The sequence below is a fragment of the Polynucleobacter sp. UK-FUSCHL-C3 genome (assembly GCF_040409815.1).
GTDB lineage: Bacteria > Pseudomonadota > Gammaproteobacteria > Burkholderiales > Burkholderiaceae > Polynucleobacter.
In genome coordinates this window covers 407,473-425,235 of sequence record NZ_CP099959.1, presented here as the reverse complement: position 1 = coordinate 425,235, position 17,763 = coordinate 407,473, and the positions used below count along the sequence as shown (strand labels likewise).

Sequence of the window (17,763 nt, the reverse complement as noted above, 5' to 3'; positions counted from 1 at the left end):
CACAAATGAGAATGATTATCAATAATATTGATGGTTCCTGGGGTTTCTAGCGCCCCTTGGAGATGGCCCTTGAAAGCAAGATGACTGGTAAAAGTCCAACTAATACAATACTTAAGGCTGGTAGCACAAGCTCAGAAAGTCGCTCGTCAGCAGCCAGCTGATAGGTAGCGACTGCCAAGGTATCAAGGTTAAAGGGCCGCAATAGCAAGGTAGCAGGTAACTCTTTCATCACATCGACAAACACAAACAGTAAAGCTGTCAGCACGCTACGGCGCAGTAATGGCAAATGAATTCTGCGAATCATTTCCCACGGTTTTGCTCCCAGAAGTGCGGCCGTTCCATCCATCGCTGGAGTAATTCGGGTTAATCCAGTTTCAATACTTTGCAAGCCAGAAGATAAAAAACGTATTAGATAGGCATAAATCAAAACAGCAACGCTCGCCGACATAAACCATGCAATATCAAGCAATCCCATCAATGACAAGATTCCAACACCCAATACAGCTCCGGGTAGCGCATAGCCAACCGTTAGAACGCGATTGACCCCCCGCAGTATTTTGCTTTGACTCAGGCGCGCAGCATAAGCAAGAAATATGGCACAAATCACTGCTAGGATTGCAGTGAGCGCGGATAGTCCTAAAGAATTCTTGAGCCAAGAAAAATAGCGTGGATCGATACTGAAGCTCTCACTCATGAGCAGGTGAAGCAATACCCACATGGGCAATATAAATGCTGAGAATAAAGTGACCCCACAAAAGGAAGATGCATAGAATGCATGTGATCCCCTTAAGCGTTTTGGTATTGGTGGCTGAGTATTGGTATTACCTAAGGCATAACGCTGACGAGAACGATTATGTTGTTCCCAATAAAATACGATGAGCACAAAAGCTAATAACATGAGTGATAAGTGCACAGCAGCAATTCGGTCCCCAAACGAAAGCCACGCTTTAAAGATACCGGTTGCAAAAGTCTGTAAACCAAAATACGAGACCGCCCCAAAATCTGCCAGGACCTCCATCAATGCCAAAGCAATGCCGGTAAAGATAGCAGGTCTTGTCATCGGTAGCACTAGACGAATAAAGGCCTCAACACTGCTATAGCCCAATGTTTCTGCTGCCTCCATCAGACGCGCACTTCGATCTAAAAATGAAGTACGAGCCACTAAGTACACATAGGGATATAAACAGAGGGAAAAGGTCCAGATGGCTCCACCCAAAGAACGAGGATCAGGCAAAGATGAACTGATTCCGAAACTATCACGCATCATGGTTTGCAAAGGTCCTGAGAACTGCAAAAAGTCGACAAAGAGATAGGCCATCACATAGGTGGGCACTGCCAAGGGCAGAATAAGCGCCCACTCGAATACTTTCTTACCAGGAAATTGATAGTTTGCGACTAACCAGGCATTACCCACCCCTAGAATAAAAACGCCAATGCTAACACCAAAACTTAACAAAACTGTCGTGACAACATAGTCATTTAAGACATAGCTCCACAGATGAAAAAGCGTACTTCCTCCTATTTCTCCTAATTCGGCAGAAGATAAAGGCTGACCTGTTCCAAAAAAAATGGGTAATAGCAAGCCAATCATCGGCAATGCCAAAAACAGAGAAAGGAGAATTGCAGTAGCGCGCATTAAATGGAGATCTGTGGGGGTCTTATCTGCTATTTGTACAGTATTTGTGAATTTAAGCAATTCAATGAGAAAATTATAGGGATGAATTCCAATCCAACCCTAATTTCTCTTGAAAACATCGCCATTCAGTTTCCACGGCAAGATGGTTCTGGCATCCTAGAAATTGTGAAGGGGCTTAGCTTTAGCCTGCCCCAAGGCGATATTGCCTGCTTACTGGGCCCGTCTGGCTGTGGTAAATCAACCGTTTTGCGCGCTATTTGTGGCTTTGAACCCTTGCAAATGGGTGATATCAAGATTCATGGCAAAACGGTTAGCTCAAAGAATATGCGCATTCCCCCTGCCGATCGTAAGGTTGGCATGGTCTTTCAAGACTTTGCCCTTTTTCCTCACCTCACCGTTCTTGAGAATGTGATCTTTGGCTTGCGTGAAGGCTCCATCAGTACACGTAAACAAACGGGGATGCAATGGTTAGAGCGAGTGTCCTTGCAAGACAAAGCAGCAGCCTATCCTCATGAACTTTCGGGAGGACAGCAGCAACGCGTGGCCTTGGCAAGAGCAATGGCACCCGAACCGGATTTAATTCTTCTAGATGAGCCGTTCTCGAATCTAGATATTGATCTACGTGAGCGATTGGCTGACGAAATGCGCGATATTCTCAAAGCAAACAATGTAACCGCCTTACTCGTGACACACGATCAATTTGAAGCTTTTGCTATCGCTGATCATATTGGCGTCATGAACAATGGCAAGATTGTGCAATGGGATAGCCCTTACGATCTTTATCACAAACCGATTGATCGCTATGTCGCTGAATTTATTGGACGCGGGGTATTCATACAAGGGCAAACGCAAGCTGGCGGTGAGGTGGTTATAGAACTGGGTAACCTACAACTAGATGATGGGGAACATATTTCCCCTGGCAAACAGATTGATGTGCTCTTACGCGCCGATGATATTCAACACGACGATGAGAGTCCCATGCAAGCAGAAGTGGTACGCAAAGCGTTTAGGGGTGCGGATTTTTTATACACCCTCAAACTCCATTCGGGACAAGAAGTTTTTGCATTTGTACCCAGCCATCACAATCATGCGATCGGAGAGAAAATTGGTATCCGCCTGGGTGCTGATCACGTAGTGACCTTCAAACGATAAATCCTTATTCCGTAGGGGCTGAGCTTATATTCGATTTATTACCAATCGATAGTAAGATGGCGATTCCGATCAACACCACAGCGATACCAACAAGCTGAAGAGTACTAATCTTTTCATCCAAGAAGTACCACCCTAAAAAGGCAGTGCCAACAGGACCGATAGTCCCAGCCTGCGCTGTCATGCTTGAGCCAATACGTTGAACGGCCATCATGATGCATACCATCGGTATAAATGTACAAAATAGTGCATTAATCCATGCTAGCTGATAAACATTAGGAGTTTGAATAAATAACTGATTGAAATCCAAGACAAGAGACTGGAGACAAGCTGCAATGGTTGCCGAAGCACTTGCTAAGGCCACTAAGCGAATGCTACCCACACGCCCAACCAATTCACCCGCAAAGATTAAGTAGAACGAGTACACCACGGCTGCCAAAAAGACTAGCGTACTTCCTAATGCCACCGCACCGCTACCATTTAGCTCAATATCGTGGATAAACACAAGAACAATGCCGAGATATGCAACTGCCATCGCCCAATATTGCTGACGATCGATTTCTTTCTTTAACAGAAATTTAGACAACACTAAAACGATGGCGGGGGTTAGATATAAGATCACTCTCTCTAACCCAGCAGAAATATATTGAAGGCCTAGAAAATCTAAATAAGCTGACAAAAAATATCCTAAGAGGCCGATACCGAAAACCTTAACAACATCTTTTCGAATTAAGGGTTGCAATGAGGTATTTCGCTGGCTCCACCAGACGGCAAACCAGAAAATAGGCAAGGAGAACACCATTCGAAGTGTTAGAACAACATCGGCTGTCGCGCCATACTGATAGGAAAATTTCACCACGATGGCTTTAGCAGCAAAGAGAATCGCCCCTAAACTGGCTAGGACGATCGAGATTACAAATTGAGATTGCATCTAGGGCCTTAAAAAGGAATGGGGATAAGTCTTAAGCATGTATGGTGGGGTCAGCCGGACTTGAACCTGGGGCTAGGGCTAAAAAAAATGATCACTTAGCGAGCATAAGCCTTAATTAAACTTACAATTTCGTCATAAAACTTTCGAGCCCGTCTGATGAAGTTCATGAAAATGTTCTTTTTTGAATAGATCAGTAATATCTAGAAATATTATCACCTTAACAAGCCCATATATTAAGTTATAAAATTTTTGATTTAAGCAAATCTAAGTTGATTACCGTACAACATAACTCCGAAACATACGAATTTAATACATTAGACCAAGCCATGGCGTGGGCAAAAGAATTAGGTGAGTTTGTGACGATTCAATTTAATGGCATGGAAGTGTCTGGTAAATTTGGAGCGGATGGCATTATTGACGGTAAGTTCCCCAACGGGGAGGCTTACACATGGAAAAAACGCCGAAGACAATAGTTTCTGTATTAAAAATCTTTCTACTAGTTATTGAATTCTTATAAAAGTGCTAATCTAGGGGTAAAAGATAAAGCCAAACAAGGAGAATCTGTATTGGGTTTTGACGGTAGATGATTGAGTTAATTTTATTAAGCATTTTTATGTTGCTACTCTATGTAGATAATAAGATTTATCAGATACTGTTCATTATTAGTATTGGAATACTTCTCTACTTGATATCAGTAAACTCAAATACAGAAACCCTTGCAATGCAAATTAGGTTTGGCTAGCCATATAGGGATATGTATGAGTGATCTGGAAATACTAGGTAGACCGCAATATTGCTCTCGTAAACTCAAAGAAGAGCAGAAACAGAACTCTTCTATTCATAAAGAATCAGAGAAGAGACCATCAGATCCTGACCTTGAGTATGAACGGGATGAAAAAGATTGGTGGTGGTGTGACGATGTATGACTGAGCAATTACAGAAGAAAATCAGGCCAACCTAAAGACAAAACCCCCACCATTTCTAGTGAGGGTTTGCTTTTCTGGTGGGCCCACCAGGACTTGAACCTGGGACCAAAGGATTATGAGAGCAGACATCCAAAGAAAACCATTAGGATTTCAAGAGGTTACAGCGTCTCATTATCGGTGTGTGAGTATTTGTGTGACTAATTTAAACAGAGCAGAAGAAACACTAGCTCGCTCTTTGGTTTTCAAAACTACAGGATTTTTGGAGCAGCCATGTAACACTATGTTTCTCCAACAGATTGCAAAAAGAGTAGGCGTTACTTAAAGTAACGCTACCGTATAGATTTTTTTATTCAAATTTGATCGCCTCTGGCTTAGCCACAGTATTGCCCGCACCAGCCCAGGCATCAAATCCACCGGCTATTGACTGAACATGCAAATATCCCATCTCATGCAAAACTTTAGAGGCCAATGCTGCTCTCCCACTATTTTTACAATACAGAACTATTTTTAAACTACGCGGACTCAAATCAGGATCGTTACTTAACTTAAACTCCAGCAACCCTCTTGAAATATGAACAGCTCCAGGAATGTGGCCATTCATATATTCGTCAGCCTCCCTAACATCGAGCAATACATCAGAATTCTGAATAGCTAATTGGGCATCCGCTAAGCTTAGCTCATCAATCGCAGCTTTAGCCGCAGTGACTAGATCATGTGCTGTCTTCATTGATATCCTTTTAGATATGTTGCGTATATACGTTTATACGCATATATTGTTAACATAAGCCTTCATGAAAACCTGAGGAAGCTAGAGCAATTGATCTCAACCGCAATTTCTGCCGGTATTGATTCCTAGCAATGTGTAAGCTGGGCAGAATTTAAATAACCCTGTTGCTAGTGGAACCACAAGCAAACGATAAATCCACTACCCGTATCGCAGCTGTCGATTGCAATGCCGTCAATTGAACGCAACCGTGCTGGATTTTGCGCTAGCCGTACTCGACTTTTGACCACTTGGGCCAACAAACTCGACTCGCACTTCTTTTAAGTGTTTTGTGTCTTTGAAAAGATGAATGGTCATTTGCTTGAGGGCAGCAGGTTTGGCGCAGGTAAATTCCAATTGGTAATGCAAATCAGCATGTTTGTTAGCGGCATCCCGAACAATCTTATTTTCTAGAATGGCAGGTTTACATTCTGCTTCTGCGTTCATACTAAAGACTGTGACAGGATTTAGTAAGCGCTGATTTAGAGTAGCAATTGCATCCGTTTCCGCCTGGTTTTTGGGTGGGCGCTCAAAACCGACTAAGGCTTCTAAGGGCGAGGTAAAACGGCTGACGATGCGATTTTTATCCAGCGTGATTTCTAAATTCCCTTTGCCATGCTCATGGGCATGGCTGTGCTTTTGCTGGGCTAAAGCGACTGGACTTGCCAATCCCACTAAAGTGGCAAGGCAAAAAAAATAAAGTTGCTTACGAACAATCATGGCATCTCCCTTGAACATTGAATGAGATCGCAAACGCGGCATCGCCTTTGCGCTTCAGTTGAGTACTAAATTGCTCTAACAACGTGACCAGCGGAGAGCTTCGGGGTAGATTAAAGTGCTGATGGCATGATTCGCACTCGTAAAAACCATGCAGCCGCTCGCCAGCAACGGTATAGCGCCATATGCGATCAGAGCCCAACACTTTTTCAATCAATTTAGCCTGACTCAAGCGATCCAAAATACGGTAAAGCGTTACCGAATCGACTAATGCACTCGGGCTTTGCTGACTAAGGTACTGCTGTAAATCATCATGCGATATGGGCTTTTCCATGCTATGAATGCTTTTTAATACGGAAACGGCGGCACGCGTTGCCCGCAACCCTTTTGTATGGAGTAACCCCTCCCAATCGGCATCGGGGGGCGTGGCATTGCGCTGCATCGGGATGGGCATGGTGTTAATGCAAGTCAGTTACGATAGATGATAAGATCATATCGCAGTTTAGTTGCAATAACAAGCAGCGCTATATCCCCCACCCATTTCTGCTCGAAGGCAAAACCATGAAACCCAGTCCAGCACCACGCCTCCCGGTTACAGTTTTATCTGGCTTTTTGGGGGCCGGCAAAACCACCTTATTAAATAGAGTACTAGCTAATCGAGTGGGGCTAAAAGTAGCAGTGATCGTAAATGACATGAGCGAGCTCAACATTGATGCCTCCCTGATCGCCAAAAGCACTAATAATGCGGGGGCAGCCCTATCTCGCACGGATGAAAAATTAGTAGAGATGAGTAATGGCTGCATTTGTTGCACGCTCCGCGAAGACCTGCTCATCGAGGTGCGCAAGCTAGCCGAAGAAAAGCGATTTGACTATCTGCTAATTGAGTCCACAGGCATTTGAGAGCCAATGCCGGTTGCCGCGACCTTTGATTTTGAGGACGAGGATGGGAATTCACTCAATGACGTTGCCCGGCTCGACACGATGGTTACTGTAGTTGATGCCGTTAATTTATTTAATGACTATCACTCTGAAGACTTACTCGCCGATCGTGGAACCGTAGCAGATGAAACCGACAATCGCAGTTTAGCCAGCCTATTAACGGAGCAAATTGAATTTGCCAATGTGATCGTCATCAGCAAAATTGATTTGGTAGATCAGCAGCAACTGGAAAAAGTAAGGGCTGTAGTGAAATCCCTCAACCCCAGCGCAAATGTAATCTATGCAAGCCAGGGGGACGTTCCGCTGAAATCGATTTTAGGTACCGAGTTATTTGATTTTGAGAAGGCCAGTGCTATGCCCGGCTGGATACGAGAGCTCGAGGGGCACCACACCCCAGAAACCGAAGAGTATGGAATCCAGAGTTTCATTTACACCTCTCGTGAACCGCTGCATGCAGGTCGATTCGCCGCATTTTTAGAGTTGCCACTGTCTGGCGTTCTGCGTGCCAAAGGCTATGTATGGCTAGCTAGCCGACCCGAATGGGCTATCTCGTATTCGCGGGCTGGCAATATTGCTAACGTAGAGCCCGTTGGCTATTGGTGGGCCGCAACCGAGCGCGCGCGTTGGCCAGAAAAAAAAGATCCTGAACATGCCCTCATTTTAGAAAACTGGCAAGAGCCCTATGGCGATCGTGTCAACGAGATTGTATTTATTGGTCAGTACCTAGATCGCCCTGCAATTGAGGCAATTCTTGCGGCCTGTCAGCTTACTGCCGCAGAAAAAGAACTGCCTGATTCCCACTGGGTTAAGGCAGGTGATCCGTTTCCGGTTTGGGATCGGATCGAAAACTAAAGTGACTTAACAGGCGCCTTATAAGAGCCACCTGTTTACCCAACCATCCCTACGCCTTAGAAGAATTCGTGGCTGCTGGAATGTCTATATATTTCAATGACTTAGACGCTTAAATCGGGACTGTGTAATACCTTATTAGAGTTTATTCATTTACCTACTTACTTAAGTCCCATACAGTTTGCATAGTAGGTAACAGTTGCAGGCCAGTCTGAAAATATCCCCTTAATACCAACTTGCTTAGCTAGTACATCTAAAACCTCGTAAATTTGGCCATCGGTGTAAATGGCAGATTTAATTGACTGGTGGTACCAGCCTCCCCCCTTATTCATCGGCCCATCACGCTCTAGAGACCATGTAATGATGTTTAATTTAGCCTCTTTTGCCGCCCTAGCATAAGCCGATGGAGTAATTTCTCCATCACTACCTGTAGTCAGTAGCACCCATATAGGAGGAGCAATATAGCGCACACCTTTTGCATAGAGCTCTTGCATGGTGGGCTTTAATAATTCAGGCTGTGCAGCATTAAATCCTTTCTGCTCATATCTACCATCCAAATAAATTAATTGCTTTTCAAACTCGGGTTCGTTCTGAATCCAGTAAATCACATCATTCAAATTAAATGATTGTGGAAAAACGTCTTTAGGAGAAGCGCTGGCCCACTTATATTCATTAATGAGAGCTTGTGGATATTACTCTTGGGTAAAGCCTAAATAAGGCATGGGCACAGTTGCCTTATTAATTCAGGAGTGAATTTACCGCCAAATTGTTTAAATAAAGCAATTTTTTAAAGGATGGTTGATATTTCAGTTACTCTATAAAACTACATGTTAGAAACGTCTTATAAAAAATCTATCTAACAATCACCGCCGGAGAAGAAGGAATGGCGCCAGGGATCTTGGCAATAGTTACAAGAGTAGACATAAATACCATCACATCTTTACTGTAAGAATCGTCATCATCGGCTATGGAATAGGTTACCCCTTTGTATTTGACAGTAGCGACAGGGTTAACAACTGACTGATCTTTATATATTTTAAATAATGGCTGAGCATTTTTATAGCGTTCGTTATAGCTATCAAAAACTGATAAAGAAGGCTTAATCATCACCATCTTTGATCCATCATTCATAAGTTGGGCATTCAAGACTGCGCCTAAGAAATCGAAAACATTCCCAGGGGAGCGAATCCCAATAACCAACTCCATATTTTTTGCATTTGGATAGTGCTCTCTAAATGATTTAATTACATTAGGATAGTTAAAATCGGTCTTGGGAAATTTTGGTGAATCAGTGCAGTAAGCCTCTGAACTCAATAAATTTCCAAGGAGTTCCTTAGCCAGAGCTTCGTTAACGCAAACTCGAGGGCGAAAGTCTTTACGAACCAGTTGATATGCATCGCTGTTGTGAGCATTTACTTTTTCAAATGAAATTACGCCTTTTGCTAGGTTATCAACTGTAGAAGAACCCCATGAATCCAATGATTTTGTAAGCAGTCTTTTATCTATTGGAGGGCCTAATGGAGTTTTGATTTTCTTATTCTCGGCCGTTAAACCCACTTCGATCAGCAAATAAAGCAGGTTTTGAAATTCTTGATAATTTGGATCCAAAGGATCGTTATTAAATCGATGCACTAATGAATTATCAGAGCGCAATTCAATACTTTCAATGAGCAATGTATAAGAGACTGCCCTTGGTAAAAGTCGCTCCGTACCCTTGAGACCTAAAACGCTCAATGGAATCTCTTTGAGAAATGATTGCATGAATTGCGCATTATCTAAAGATGCTTGAGTAAATGTAAAGCCATTATTTACAGCCAAGCCCACATTAGCAGTAGTTGATGTTGGCGGGAGGGAGCTGGAAGGAACTCCCGCCTGGTAGCTTGTAACGCCTGCACTAGAAAGAACGCTTCCTGTACCAATAACAGATGGAATATCCAAAAAACTTAATGGCATATTTTTGGATGATCTAACAACATTTAAAAGAATGTTGTCATTACTGTATCTCTCAACCACCTCACGATAGGCTGATGACATATCACTAAAGCTTGTTGAATTAATTGATGTGCAACCAGAATTCAACCCTAAGATGCCAATGGTTACTAAAGTACGAATTTTCATAATCAAACTCTATTTATTAAGATATACAAATCCCGAATCACTCGGGATGGTTTTCATTCCAGAATTAACAACAATTATTCAAATCAAACTATATGATCAGTATCTATATCTAAAATAAAAAATTCAAACCATTTCTGATTAGTGCTTTAGATTCTTAGGCTAAATTACTTGCGTATATTGACGGCGACTTTAAATACCTTACCAGCCGTCAACTTAACTGTTTTAGAAGCTGGTATCTGAAGCTTAGCACTAGTTTGTGGATTACGCCCAATAGGAGCGGCACGCTTGCCTGATTTAAAAGCACCAAACTATAAATCAATTGAGCAGTCATTGATGGATGGTCTTCTACAGTTCGAAAGAGAAGCAGATCATCGCCGGGGAGTGGGTCAAAATTACAACCGTGTTAGGGCCACATAGTAGATTAGCTTATAGACCACCAGCACCCCAAACCCAAGCACCCAAACCCATACAAAATCAACCCATTTTGCTGCGATGATTTACTATAGGGTGGTGTTCTTTAGTCATGGACCTAAATTGACGGAAGTTCAATTTCAAAAAACCTTATCGCTTTCTGAGTGAATATATGGCCAATTCATTACCATTCGCATTAGATTTCAATCATTTGCTTGAAAAATTCAAATGAAAAACAATGTCAAAAAAATAACTGCTTTGACGGTAAACTTCTTAGTGCTAGGTAGCTTAACGCTTATCAATACCTCGTCATATGCGGATGAGAATGGGGGGGGATTTTGGTTACCAGGTTCGTATGCTAGCGGCTCAGCCCTGCCACCAACACCAGGATTTGCATTAACCACCCTTTATTACAACTATAAGGGTACTTCAAACACCACTAGCAATGGAGTTAACACCAAAATTAACGCTACTGCGCAAGATATCTTGTTACAACCAAGCTACGCATTCGAGACAAAAATCTTAGGCGCCACTCCTTCGATTGGCATCGGCATTGGTGGAGGCAGTGCCTTCACAGGGCTTAACTATCTTTACGGTGGCCAACCAATGTATTCCGGAAACCAAACAACCAAAGGTGCCTCGGATCTTTACCTAAACACTAATCTCTATTGGACGGATAGCGATCAAAATCACGTGATGGCATACATTACTGGTAACGTTCCAACAGGAAATTACAGCAAAAATAATCTAGCTAACATTGGCATGGGACACGCTGCTATTGATGGAGGTGGCGGCTATACCTATACCAATAGACAAACTCTTATTGAGGCCTCAGCAGTCCTAGGCGTAACTAACAACTTCAAAAACACTACCACCAACTACAAGAGCGGCATTGACTCCCATTTAGACTTCGCTGTGTCTAAAGGCATCACTAGAGAATTATCTGCAGGTATTGCCGGCTATGTTTACTACCAGTTAACAGCAGACGGTGGCAGTGGCAACACTGTAGGCCCTAACAAAGGGAGGGTTTTGGGTTTAGGTCCCGAGGTAGGATATTTATTTACCCTAGGTGGGAATGGCATCCCAATGACATATTTAAACGTTCGTGGATATAAAGAATCTTGGGTAGAAAATCGTATCGGTGGTTATGCCATGTTTGCAGTACTTACCTTACGTTGGGGTGAAAATAATATTAGTAAATTCTCACCCAATAACTTAACTACTAGATAACTCAGTTAAATACGTAATCCTTATTAGTCGTGGACCTAAATTGCACTGTAAATACTGAAAACCCGTTGTAGTTTTACTTGTCCCCCTTAAAAAACCCTCAAAGAAAAAAATGTTAAGCCCCTGGATAGTACCAATCGCAAGCACTGAAAAACGTTCATTGCGATTATTTTGCCTACCTTATGCGGGAGGCGGAGCATCAGTCTTTAGGAAATGGAAGGAGTTTTTGGCGCCCAACATTGAATTATTTGCCATCCAACTACCTGGAAGAGAATCCAGATATTCTGAGCCACCAATTCAAGACCTTAGTCTTCTTATTCAGGAGATTGCTAACATCATCATGAACTTTGGACATTGTCCTTTTGCTATTTATGGCCACAGTCTTGGGGGAAGCCTAGCATTTGAATTAACACTTGAGCTTGAGCGAAAAGGATTCTATCCCGAATATTTATTTATCTCAGGAAGACAATCACCCGGCCATATATCTCTAAGAAGCCCAATAGGCCATTTACCTGATGATCAATTTTTAAATGAATTAGCGCAATACAAAAGCACCCCCCCTGAGATACTCCAAAATCAAGAGTTCATTAAGATATTGCTACCAATGCTTAAGGCTGATTTTTCTATTGCCGAGAAATGCACACATGAACCCAATAAAAAAGTTCTTGCCGATCTTATAGCCATTGGTTCACACAAAGATATATGGTTGCTGCCAACCTCCCTAGAAGGATGGGGCAATTACACCACAGGCAAATTCTCTACTCAATGGTTTGATGGGGGGCATCTTTTTTTAAATGAAAATACACAGACTTTGGTCGACTTCATAATGTCAAAATTACAGCCAGGCACACAAAGCCTCTGCGATAAAAAGCCTTAAAATCCCAAAAATCTGTATTTTTGCCATTTTTCCCCAAATAGGTGCAAATTAACCAAGCTGCTAAAACAGCAAAAAAAACTCCGAATGGCTTGATTTAATCAAAAAAATGCTAAAATCGAGATAATTTTTATTGTTCTTATTGATGTAAATTACTACCACTAGGAGATGATTACATGGCACAAATCGAAGCTCAAAACCCTACAGGCGTTCTAGCTAACGGCGTAAAACTAGTCGGAGAGTCTTTTTTGCCGGGAGCAAGTCTGCTAATGGAAGGTAAATTTTTGGATGGGGCTGCGCATTCAATAATCGGCCTTGGTGCAAAAGTTGTTTTTGGTCCCTTAGGTCTGCTACTAGTATGTGCCGACTCTTTCGCAAAGGCCACTACTCATAAATCTCTCTGGAATTACGCTACTGATACATACCATGCGCAAATAGAAAAAAGAAAAAAGGATCATGAAGCGAGTGCTGCATCAACTGAAGCTCCAGCCGTAAAAGTCATCAAAAATACTGCTTGACTATCTAAACGCTCAATTAGCTAGTGAACAGAAAAAGCCGGTCTCAGTCCGGCTTTTTTATATGGGAGTTTGGTAATTAGCAATTCAGATGAAACCTGCTGTAGATTTAATTTATTTTCGCCAATGTCTAGCTGTGTAGGCCCCTTATTTTCCTGAAAAATACAATGGACAAAATTCGTACATTCATTGAAGAGCAATTCCTCATAACATTCGACGAATCATTCCCAGAAGAAACTGATCTATTCAAAGAAGGGGTAATGGACTCTTTTGGCTATGTACAACTATGCCGTTTTCTTGAGCGAGAATTCTCAATTGTTTTTTCTGAGCAAGACATGACTAATAATGTAATGGTTAGCCTAACTCGGATTCAAGAACATGTTGCCCGAAAATTGAAATTAATTGCTCAAGAAAAATTGAGCAATCCAGATTCCGGGCAGACCCCTTAATTACATGTGTGGTATCGCAGGCTTCTTTCAGCCCCCTCTAGATGTCTCTGAATACCCCTCCACAATCATACAAATGGTTGGGAGAATTGAACATCGCGGTCCCGATGGCTTGGGATACTTTATTGATGACAATTGCGCCATTGGAGCGGCACGTCTAAGCATCATAGATCATCAATTAGGCACACAACCTATAAGCGCTCAGCATGATCGCTACTGGATTTGTTACAACGGAGAAATTTATAACTATAAAGAGCTAAGAACAGAGCTAGAGGCGCTTGGACAAATACTTCATACTCAGTCTGATACCGAAGTAGTACTACAGTCATGGATTACATGGGGAGAAGCTTGTCTAACAAAATTAAATGGCGGCTTTGCTTTTGCTATCTATGATCGCAAAACAACATCACTTGTTCTGGCCCGAGATCGCTTTGGAAAACGTCCTTTATTTTATGTAAAAAAAGGTAAAGGGTTGCTATTTGCGTCTGAAATGAAAGCTTTTTTAGCTTTTCCAAGTTTCTACTTTGAACAAGATACTGAACAACTCTCATCCATACTTGCACAATGGACTCCTTTACCAGAACAAACTGGGTTTTCCAATATTAATAGCTTGCCAATGGGTGAATATCTATTAGTCAAATCAAATGAAGTAATAAAGCGGCGCTACACTTCATTATCATTACACCCTACTATTCCCATTTCAAATGAAGATGAAGCAATAGAGATTGTCCAAAAAACACTAGAAGAGAGTGTGCGATTGCGAATGCGAAGTGATGTAGGTGTTGGCGTGTATTTAAGTGGCGGTCTAGATTCGGCAATTATTACTATGCTAGCAAGTAAGGTTAGCGGCCAAAAGATAAAGACCTTCTCAATTAAATTTGAAGAAGCTCAATTTGATGAATCAGCAGAGCAGGAGGAAATTTCCTCAATGCTTAATACTGAGCATGAATCGGTTCACATCACTGATGGCGATATAACTGAAAATTTTCCTGAAGCGATATTTCATGCTGAGATACCTGCATTTCGGAGCGCTTTTGTGCCCATGTTCATGCTTTCCAAAAAAACATCTGAGAAAGGTACTAAAGTAGTTCTTTCAGGCGAAGGTGCAGATGAAGCTTTTCTTGGATATGATATTTTTAAGGAAACCCAGCTTCGCTCTAAATGGTCTGAGCTGGATGACTCCAAGAGGAGAATGGAGTTATCTAAACTTTACCCCCATTTGGATCACTTTGGTCCACAGGATCTTGAGGCAATTGTTGGACTTTATAAGCAATTCTCAAGCGAGCGATTATCGGGACTTTTTTCACATGAACTTAGATTCCAAAATGGTCGTTTTTGCACAAGGTTAATGCGGGAGCCAGGCGACCCTTTTCGCGCAATTGTCTCGCTAGTTGAGCGAGAGCCTAGTTTCACGAGTCTATCGCCAATTCAAAAAGCTCAATGGCTTGAATTTCACACACTTCTTCCAGGTTATTTATTATCAACTCAAGGAGATCGGATGAGCCTAGCCCATGGGGTTGAAAATCGATGCCCTTTTCTTGACCAATCAGTAGTTGATGTAGCCTCATCAATCAACCATCGTTTTGATGACGGATTCGAGGAAAAGCGCATTCTTCGTCGAGCTTTTCAACATAATTTACCTGAAAGTGTCATCAAGAAAAGGAAATTTCCCTATAGATCTCCAGATAGTGCAGCCTTTGCTGCAAAGCCGCCTGATTACCTCGAATTATTACAATCTGAAGCTGAGCTATCAAAATTACCTTATCTCCACCATCAATTTGCAAGGGCCTTAACTAAAAAGGTACTCACAAATCCGCCTAACACTATTAGCACCAAGGAAAATCAGGCTTTTATTTTTTTGATTTCAATAATTTTGCTTCATCATTTTTTTGTAGAGCAAAATGAAATAAATAGATTCGTTACTAAATCTTCAACTCAAATCAAGACAGTTGATATGCGAACAAATTACAACTAAGACTTTGAAGCACTATTTTTCCCAGGGAAATTTAGATTCCTCTATATATCGACTAATATTCTTCAGATTTATGGGATCCTTAAATAAGAGTTGATTAGCCGATATTGCAATTTGCTTGTCCCTAATAGGTTGATCAAATATCTCACTACAGTATTTTTTATATTGGCAAATGCTTTTCTTGCTAATCCGCTGCAGTCTATTCAGATGTGCTCGTAATAAAACTTCAGTCGAATCCCCCAATACATCAACAAGCCCCATATTAAGAGCCTCTTCTGCTGTAAAGACGCGAGTCATTAACGTCATATAGTGGGATTTTTGCTTGCCTATACGGTTTGATAAAAAGGGTAGTACGCAAGCAGGGAAAAGCCCAAATAAGAGCTCTGAAAGACTAAAACTTGCGCTGCTATCGGCCAGCACAATATCTGATGCCGCTACGAAACCTAGACCACCCGCATTTACACGGCCTCTTACAACGCTAATAGTAATGAAGGAGGAATACATAAAATCCAACCAAAGATTATAAAGAGGATTTGGGTCTGGAGATTCAAGAGCCCCCTTCTTAATCTTGTCATTCATTTCATCAAAATCTCCACCCACACAAAATATATCTGGTGAACCCTCAAGCACTAGAATCGTAATCGGTATATCACGCACCTCATCTTTGCATAGCGCAACTATTGAAGCAAGCTCAGTAATAAGCTGTGCATTAATTGCATTATTTTTTTCAGGGCGATCAATGCGTACTCTACAAATATTTCCAGTCACTTCAGCACGAATGGTTTTGAATGGCTCTTTCATAAATACCTCATATTATGGTGCCCGTACCACTAAAGCAGTATCCACACCACCAAATCCCGATGAAAGTGATAGTGCATGCATGAATCGATGTGGTTTGGAAGATTCTAATACCCAATTAAAGTCAGTATTAATTGGATTAATTAAGTTTCGTGTTGGATGCAAATAACCCTCACGCATTTGAAGAAGAATAGCGGCTAATTCTACAGATGCTGCTGAGCTAAGCCCATGCCCAATGATTGACTTTGTAGAATTGATTGCAGCATGCTCTAAACCAAGTATGTGAAGGGCCTTTAACTCAATATCATCGCCAGAAGGAGCGCCTGTACCATGCGTATTAACGTAATCGATCTCAGAGGCAGTTAATTTCGCCTGAGCAAGAGCCATCTTAATTGCTCGAATTTCACCTTCAAGGGATGATTGGGGCCCGCGATTTCCATTCGTAATATGAGCGCCACCTATTAAACTGCCGTAATTGTTTTTCAATGACTTAAGGTCACTGCGACACACTACGATTGCAGCACAAGATTCGCCATAAATAAATCCACTATGATCTCGGTCAAACGGCCTACATGCCTGATCCGGCTTTAAATCAGAGGCTCCCATTGCACCTAATGATTGAAATGCTTGGCATTCTAAATAAGAAATATCTTGCAATGCTCCGAGTGCGATACATGCATCAACACGACCAGAGCTTACTTCTTCCATAGCATGTAATATTGCTATCGCACTGGATGCCGAGGCGCCACCTAAGCTATAGCTAAATCCACGAATTGGATAAGTGTTAGAACATAGTCCGCATAAATCATTATCAAAAAAAGTATAGCTGTATCGAGGATTTAATAAATGGGGTCGATCTATATATGATTGAAGCAATAGCATATGTTCACGTGACTGTAAATTAGAGCCACCTACTACCAAACCAATCCTATTAGGATCGATCAAATCAAGCTGCGCTTCTTGCCAAGCCTCATCTATTACTGCAATAGCTACCTGTCCTGTTAATCCTGTCTGCCTGGAGAGGCGTGGGGATAAAATTTGGGGAGGATCAGGTAATTCGGCGCCAATAAATGGCATAACTTGTGTTTTACTAATACGTCCAGGTCGTCGAAGATAGCCAAAAACATTACTAGAATTCAACAAAACATTTAAAAAAGAGGATTTGCCGTACCCCGCTGAGGTTGCAACCCCAATTCCACTTACTACTGGGGCATTCACTTGGTCAAGCACCACATTTGATAAAAAGCAAATCAGCAAGTTCACCAAGATTTTTGGGGCCATGCAGTTGTACCATTGGTAATTCCAAGCCAATTACTTCAAGAACAAGAATAATAATCTCTTGTCGATCAACCGAATCGATACCTAATTCACTCATTTGATCATTTGGGTCTATGGGTGTGCCAACAAGGTTCGGACAAACAATGTATATTTGTTCAACAATAATCGAAAATATTTTATTTTTATCCAACTAACTCTCCAAAAATTAAATAAT

At 41.8% G+C, this 17,763-nt stretch carries 20 protein-coding genes and 2 pseudogenes; 10 read left to right on the top strand and 12 right to left on the bottom strand.

Translation table 11 applies throughout. The features are described from left to right. Positions 1-46: 46 nt before the first annotated feature. The gene (locus NKE59_RS01985; RefSeq protein WP_353439232.1) at positions 47-1,696 is read right to left on the bottom strand and encodes an iron ABC transporter permease; all 1,650 of its coding nucleotides are present in this window, start codon (positions 1,694-1,696) and stop codon (positions 47-49) included. Positions 1,697-1,717: 21 nt separating this feature from the next. Here NKE59_RS01985 and NKE59_RS01980 point away from each other — a divergent pair, with 21 nt between their 5' ends. Beyond that, positions 1,718-2,788, top strand: coding sequence for an ABC transporter ATP-binding protein (locus tag NKE59_RS01980; RefSeq protein ID WP_353439230.1), 1,071 nt, complete (start codon positions 1,718-1,720; stop codon positions 2,786-2,788). 4 nt (positions 2,789-2,792) lie between these two features. On the opposite strand, the gene NKE59_RS01975 is transcribed toward NKE59_RS01980, so the two are convergent. Beyond that, positions 2,793-3,716: a DMT family transporter gene (locus NKE59_RS01975; RefSeq protein WP_353439229.1), complete on the bottom strand. Its 924-nt coding sequence runs from the start codon at positions 3,714-3,716 to the stop codon at positions 2,793-2,795. A 269-nt stretch (positions 3,717-3,985) separates the two neighbouring features. On the opposite strand from NKE59_RS01975, the gene NKE59_RS01970 reads away from it, so the two are divergent. Further along, complete coding sequence (locus NKE59_RS01970; protein WP_353439228.1) at positions 3,986-4,189, top strand: hypothetical protein; 204 nt, start codon at positions 3,986-3,988, stop codon at positions 4,187-4,189. Positions 4,190-4,474: 285 nt separating this feature from the next. Next, entirely contained in the window at positions 4,475-4,642 is a 168-nt protein-coding gene (locus NKE59_RS01965; protein WP_353439227.1) for a hypothetical protein, read from the top strand. Between the two features lie 346 nt (positions 4,643-4,988). Here the strand turns inward: NKE59_RS01965 and NKE59_RS01960 are convergent, their stop codons facing one another. From NKE59_RS01960 to NKE59_RS01945, 4 genes are all read right to left on the bottom strand, one after another. Then, on the bottom strand, positions 4,989-5,369 hold the full coding sequence (locus NKE59_RS01960; protein ID WP_353439226.1) for a rhodanese-like domain-containing protein: 381 nt from the start codon (positions 5,367-5,369) through the stop codon (positions 4,989-4,991). A 96-nt stretch (positions 5,370-5,465) separates the two neighbouring features. Next, complete coding sequence (locus tag NKE59_RS01955) at positions 5,466-5,549, bottom strand: DUF2892 domain-containing protein (RefSeq protein WP_353439884.1); 84 nt, start codon at positions 5,547-5,549, stop codon at positions 5,466-5,468. 51 nt (positions 5,550-5,600) lie between these two features. Further along, positions 5,601-6,125, bottom strand: a complete 525-nt coding sequence (locus NKE59_RS01950; protein WP_353439225.1) for a DUF2796 domain-containing protein — start codon at positions 6,123-6,125, stop codon at positions 5,601-5,603. Beyond that, positions 6,112-6,576, bottom strand: coding sequence for a transcriptional repressor (locus NKE59_RS01945; RefSeq protein WP_353439224.1), 465 nt, complete (start codon positions 6,574-6,576; stop codon positions 6,112-6,114). Before NKE59_RS01945 ends, NKE59_RS01950 begins: the two co-directional genes overlap by 14 nt. A gap of 107 nt (positions 6,577-6,683) precedes the next feature. Here NKE59_RS01945 and NKE59_RS01940 point away from each other — a divergent pair. Continuing rightward, positions 6,684-7,328, top strand: a pseudogene (locus NKE59_RS01940) (GTP-binding protein); the annotation flags it as partial. Between the two features lie 87 nt (positions 7,329-7,415). Further along, complete coding sequence (locus NKE59_RS01935) at positions 7,416-7,913, top strand: GTP-binding protein (RefSeq protein WP_353439883.1); 498 nt, start codon at positions 7,416-7,418, stop codon at positions 7,911-7,913. A 158-nt stretch (positions 7,914-8,071) separates the two neighbouring features. Here the strand turns inward: NKE59_RS01935 and NKE59_RS01930 are convergent, their stop codons facing one another. The 3 genes and pseudogenes from NKE59_RS01930 to NKE59_RS01920 all read right to left on the bottom strand — a co-directional run. Continuing rightward, a complete protein-coding gene (locus NKE59_RS01930; RefSeq protein ID WP_353439223.1) occupies positions 8,072-8,527 on the bottom strand; it encodes a hypothetical protein in 456 nt (151 codons plus the stop codon). 235 nt (positions 8,528-8,762) lie between these two features. Further along, positions 8,763-10,028, bottom strand: a complete 1,266-nt coding sequence (locus NKE59_RS01925; protein ID WP_353439222.1) for a hypothetical protein — start codon at positions 10,026-10,028, stop codon at positions 8,763-8,765. A gap of 164 nt (positions 10,029-10,192) precedes the next feature. Next, positions 10,193-10,342: pseudogene (locus tag NKE59_RS01920) on the bottom strand (HU family DNA-binding protein); the annotation flags it as partial. 325 nt (positions 10,343-10,667) lie between these two features. Here NKE59_RS01920 and NKE59_RS01915 point away from each other — a divergent pair. The 5 genes from NKE59_RS01915 to asnB all read left to right on the top strand — a co-directional run bounded on the left by NKE59_RS01915 (position 10,668) and on the right by asnB (position 15,476). Further along, positions 10,668-11,669: a transporter gene (locus NKE59_RS01915; RefSeq protein WP_353439220.1), complete on the top strand. Its 1,002-nt coding sequence runs from the start codon at positions 10,668-10,670 to the stop codon at positions 11,667-11,669. A gap of 109 nt (positions 11,670-11,778) precedes the next feature. After that, positions 11,779-12,543 (top strand): alpha/beta fold hydrolase, encoded by a 765-nt coding sequence (locus NKE59_RS01910; RefSeq protein ID WP_353439218.1) that lies wholly within the window; start codon positions 11,779-11,781, stop codon positions 12,541-12,543. Between the two features lie 173 nt (positions 12,544-12,716). Then, on the top strand, positions 12,717-13,058 hold the full coding sequence (locus tag NKE59_RS01905) for a DUF6072 family protein (protein ID WP_353439217.1): 342 nt from the start codon (positions 12,717-12,719) through the stop codon (positions 13,056-13,058). 164 nt (positions 13,059-13,222) lie between these two features. Further along, on the top strand, positions 13,223-13,504 hold the full coding sequence (locus NKE59_RS01900) for a hypothetical protein (protein WP_353439216.1): 282 nt from the start codon (positions 13,223-13,225) through the stop codon (positions 13,502-13,504). Between the two features lie 4 nt (positions 13,505-13,508). Then, positions 13,509-15,476 (top strand): asparagine synthase (glutamine-hydrolyzing), encoded by a 1,968-nt coding sequence (gene asnB / locus NKE59_RS01895; RefSeq protein WP_353439215.1) that lies wholly within the window; start codon positions 13,509-13,511, stop codon positions 15,474-15,476. Positions 15,477-15,488: 12 nt separating this feature from the next. Here the strand turns inward: asnB and NKE59_RS01890 are convergent, their stop codons facing one another. The 3 genes from NKE59_RS01890 to NKE59_RS01880 are packed head-to-tail and all read right to left on the bottom strand — an operon-like array spanning position 15,489 to position 17,739. Continuing rightward, positions 15,489-16,274 (bottom strand): enoyl-CoA hydratase/isomerase, encoded by a 786-nt coding sequence (locus NKE59_RS01890; RefSeq protein WP_353439214.1) that lies wholly within the window; start codon positions 16,272-16,274, stop codon positions 15,489-15,491. A 12-nt stretch (positions 16,275-16,286) separates the two neighbouring features. After that, positions 16,287-17,552: a beta-ketoacyl synthase N-terminal-like domain-containing protein gene (locus tag NKE59_RS01885; protein WP_353439213.1), complete on the bottom strand. Its 1,266-nt coding sequence runs from the start codon at positions 17,550-17,552 to the stop codon at positions 16,287-16,289. Next, positions 17,494-17,739 carry an acyl carrier protein gene (locus tag NKE59_RS01880; RefSeq protein ID WP_353439211.1) on the bottom strand — a complete coding sequence of 82 codons (246 nt, stop codon included), beginning with the start codon at positions 17,737-17,739 and terminating at the stop codon, positions 17,494-17,496. Before NKE59_RS01880 ends, NKE59_RS01885 begins: the two co-directional genes overlap by 59 nt. Between the last annotated feature and the right edge of the window lie 24 nt (positions 17,740-17,763).

What these genes read in the sequence shown, in the direction of transcription:
- NKE59_RS01925 (WP_353439222.1), bottom strand. Translation starts at nt 10,028, where the DNA reads ATGAAAATTCGTACTTTAGTAACCATTGGCATCTTAGGGTTGAATTCT.
- NKE59_RS01960 (WP_353439226.1), bottom strand. Translation starts at nt 5,369, where the DNA reads ATGAAGACAGCACATGATCTAGTCACTGCGGCTAAAGCTGCGATTGAT.
- NKE59_RS01905 (WP_353439217.1), top strand. Translation starts at nt 12,717, where the DNA reads ATGGCACAAATCGAAGCTCAAAACCCTACAGGCGTTCTAGCTAACGGC.
- NKE59_RS01935 (WP_353439883.1), top strand. Translation starts at nt 7,416, where the DNA reads ATGCCCGGCTGGATACGAGAGCTCGAGGGGCACCACACCCCAGAAACC.
- NKE59_RS01915 (WP_353439220.1), top strand. Translation starts at nt 10,668, where the DNA reads ATGAAAAACAATGTCAAAAAAATAACTGCTTTGACGGTAAACTTCTTA.
- NKE59_RS01900 (WP_353439216.1), top strand. Translation starts at nt 13,223, where the DNA reads ATGGACAAAATTCGTACATTCATTGAAGAGCAATTCCTCATAACATTC.
- asnB (WP_353439215.1), top strand. Translation starts at nt 13,509, where the DNA reads ATGTGTGGTATCGCAGGCTTCTTTCAGCCCCCTCTAGATGTCTCTGAA.
- NKE59_RS01975 (WP_353439229.1), bottom strand. Translation starts at nt 3,716, where the DNA reads ATGCAATCTCAATTTGTAATCTCGATCGTCCTAGCCAGTTTAGGGGCG.
- NKE59_RS01945 (WP_353439224.1), bottom strand. Translation starts at nt 6,576, where the DNA reads ATGCCCATCCCGATGCAGCGCAATGCCACGCCCCCCGATGCCGATTGG.
- NKE59_RS01965 (WP_353439227.1), top strand. Translation starts at nt 4,475, where the DNA reads ATGAGTGATCTGGAAATACTAGGTAGACCGCAATATTGCTCTCGTAAA.
- NKE59_RS01910 (WP_353439218.1), top strand. Translation starts at nt 11,779, where the DNA reads ATGTTAAGCCCCTGGATAGTACCAATCGCAAGCACTGAAAAACGTTCA.
- NKE59_RS01950 (WP_353439225.1), bottom strand. Translation starts at nt 6,125, where the DNA reads ATGATTGTTCGTAAGCAACTTTATTTTTTTTGCCTTGCCACTTTAGTG.
- NKE59_RS01885 (WP_353439213.1), bottom strand. Translation starts at nt 17,552, where the DNA reads ATGGCCCCAAAAATCTTGGTGAACTTGCTGATTTGCTTTTTATCAAAT.
- NKE59_RS01890 (WP_353439214.1), bottom strand. Translation starts at nt 16,274, where the DNA reads ATGAAAGAGCCATTCAAAACCATTCGTGCTGAAGTGACTGGAAATATT.
- NKE59_RS01980 (WP_353439230.1), top strand. Translation starts at nt 1,718, where the DNA reads ATGAATTCCAATCCAACCCTAATTTCTCTTGAAAACATCGCCATTCAG.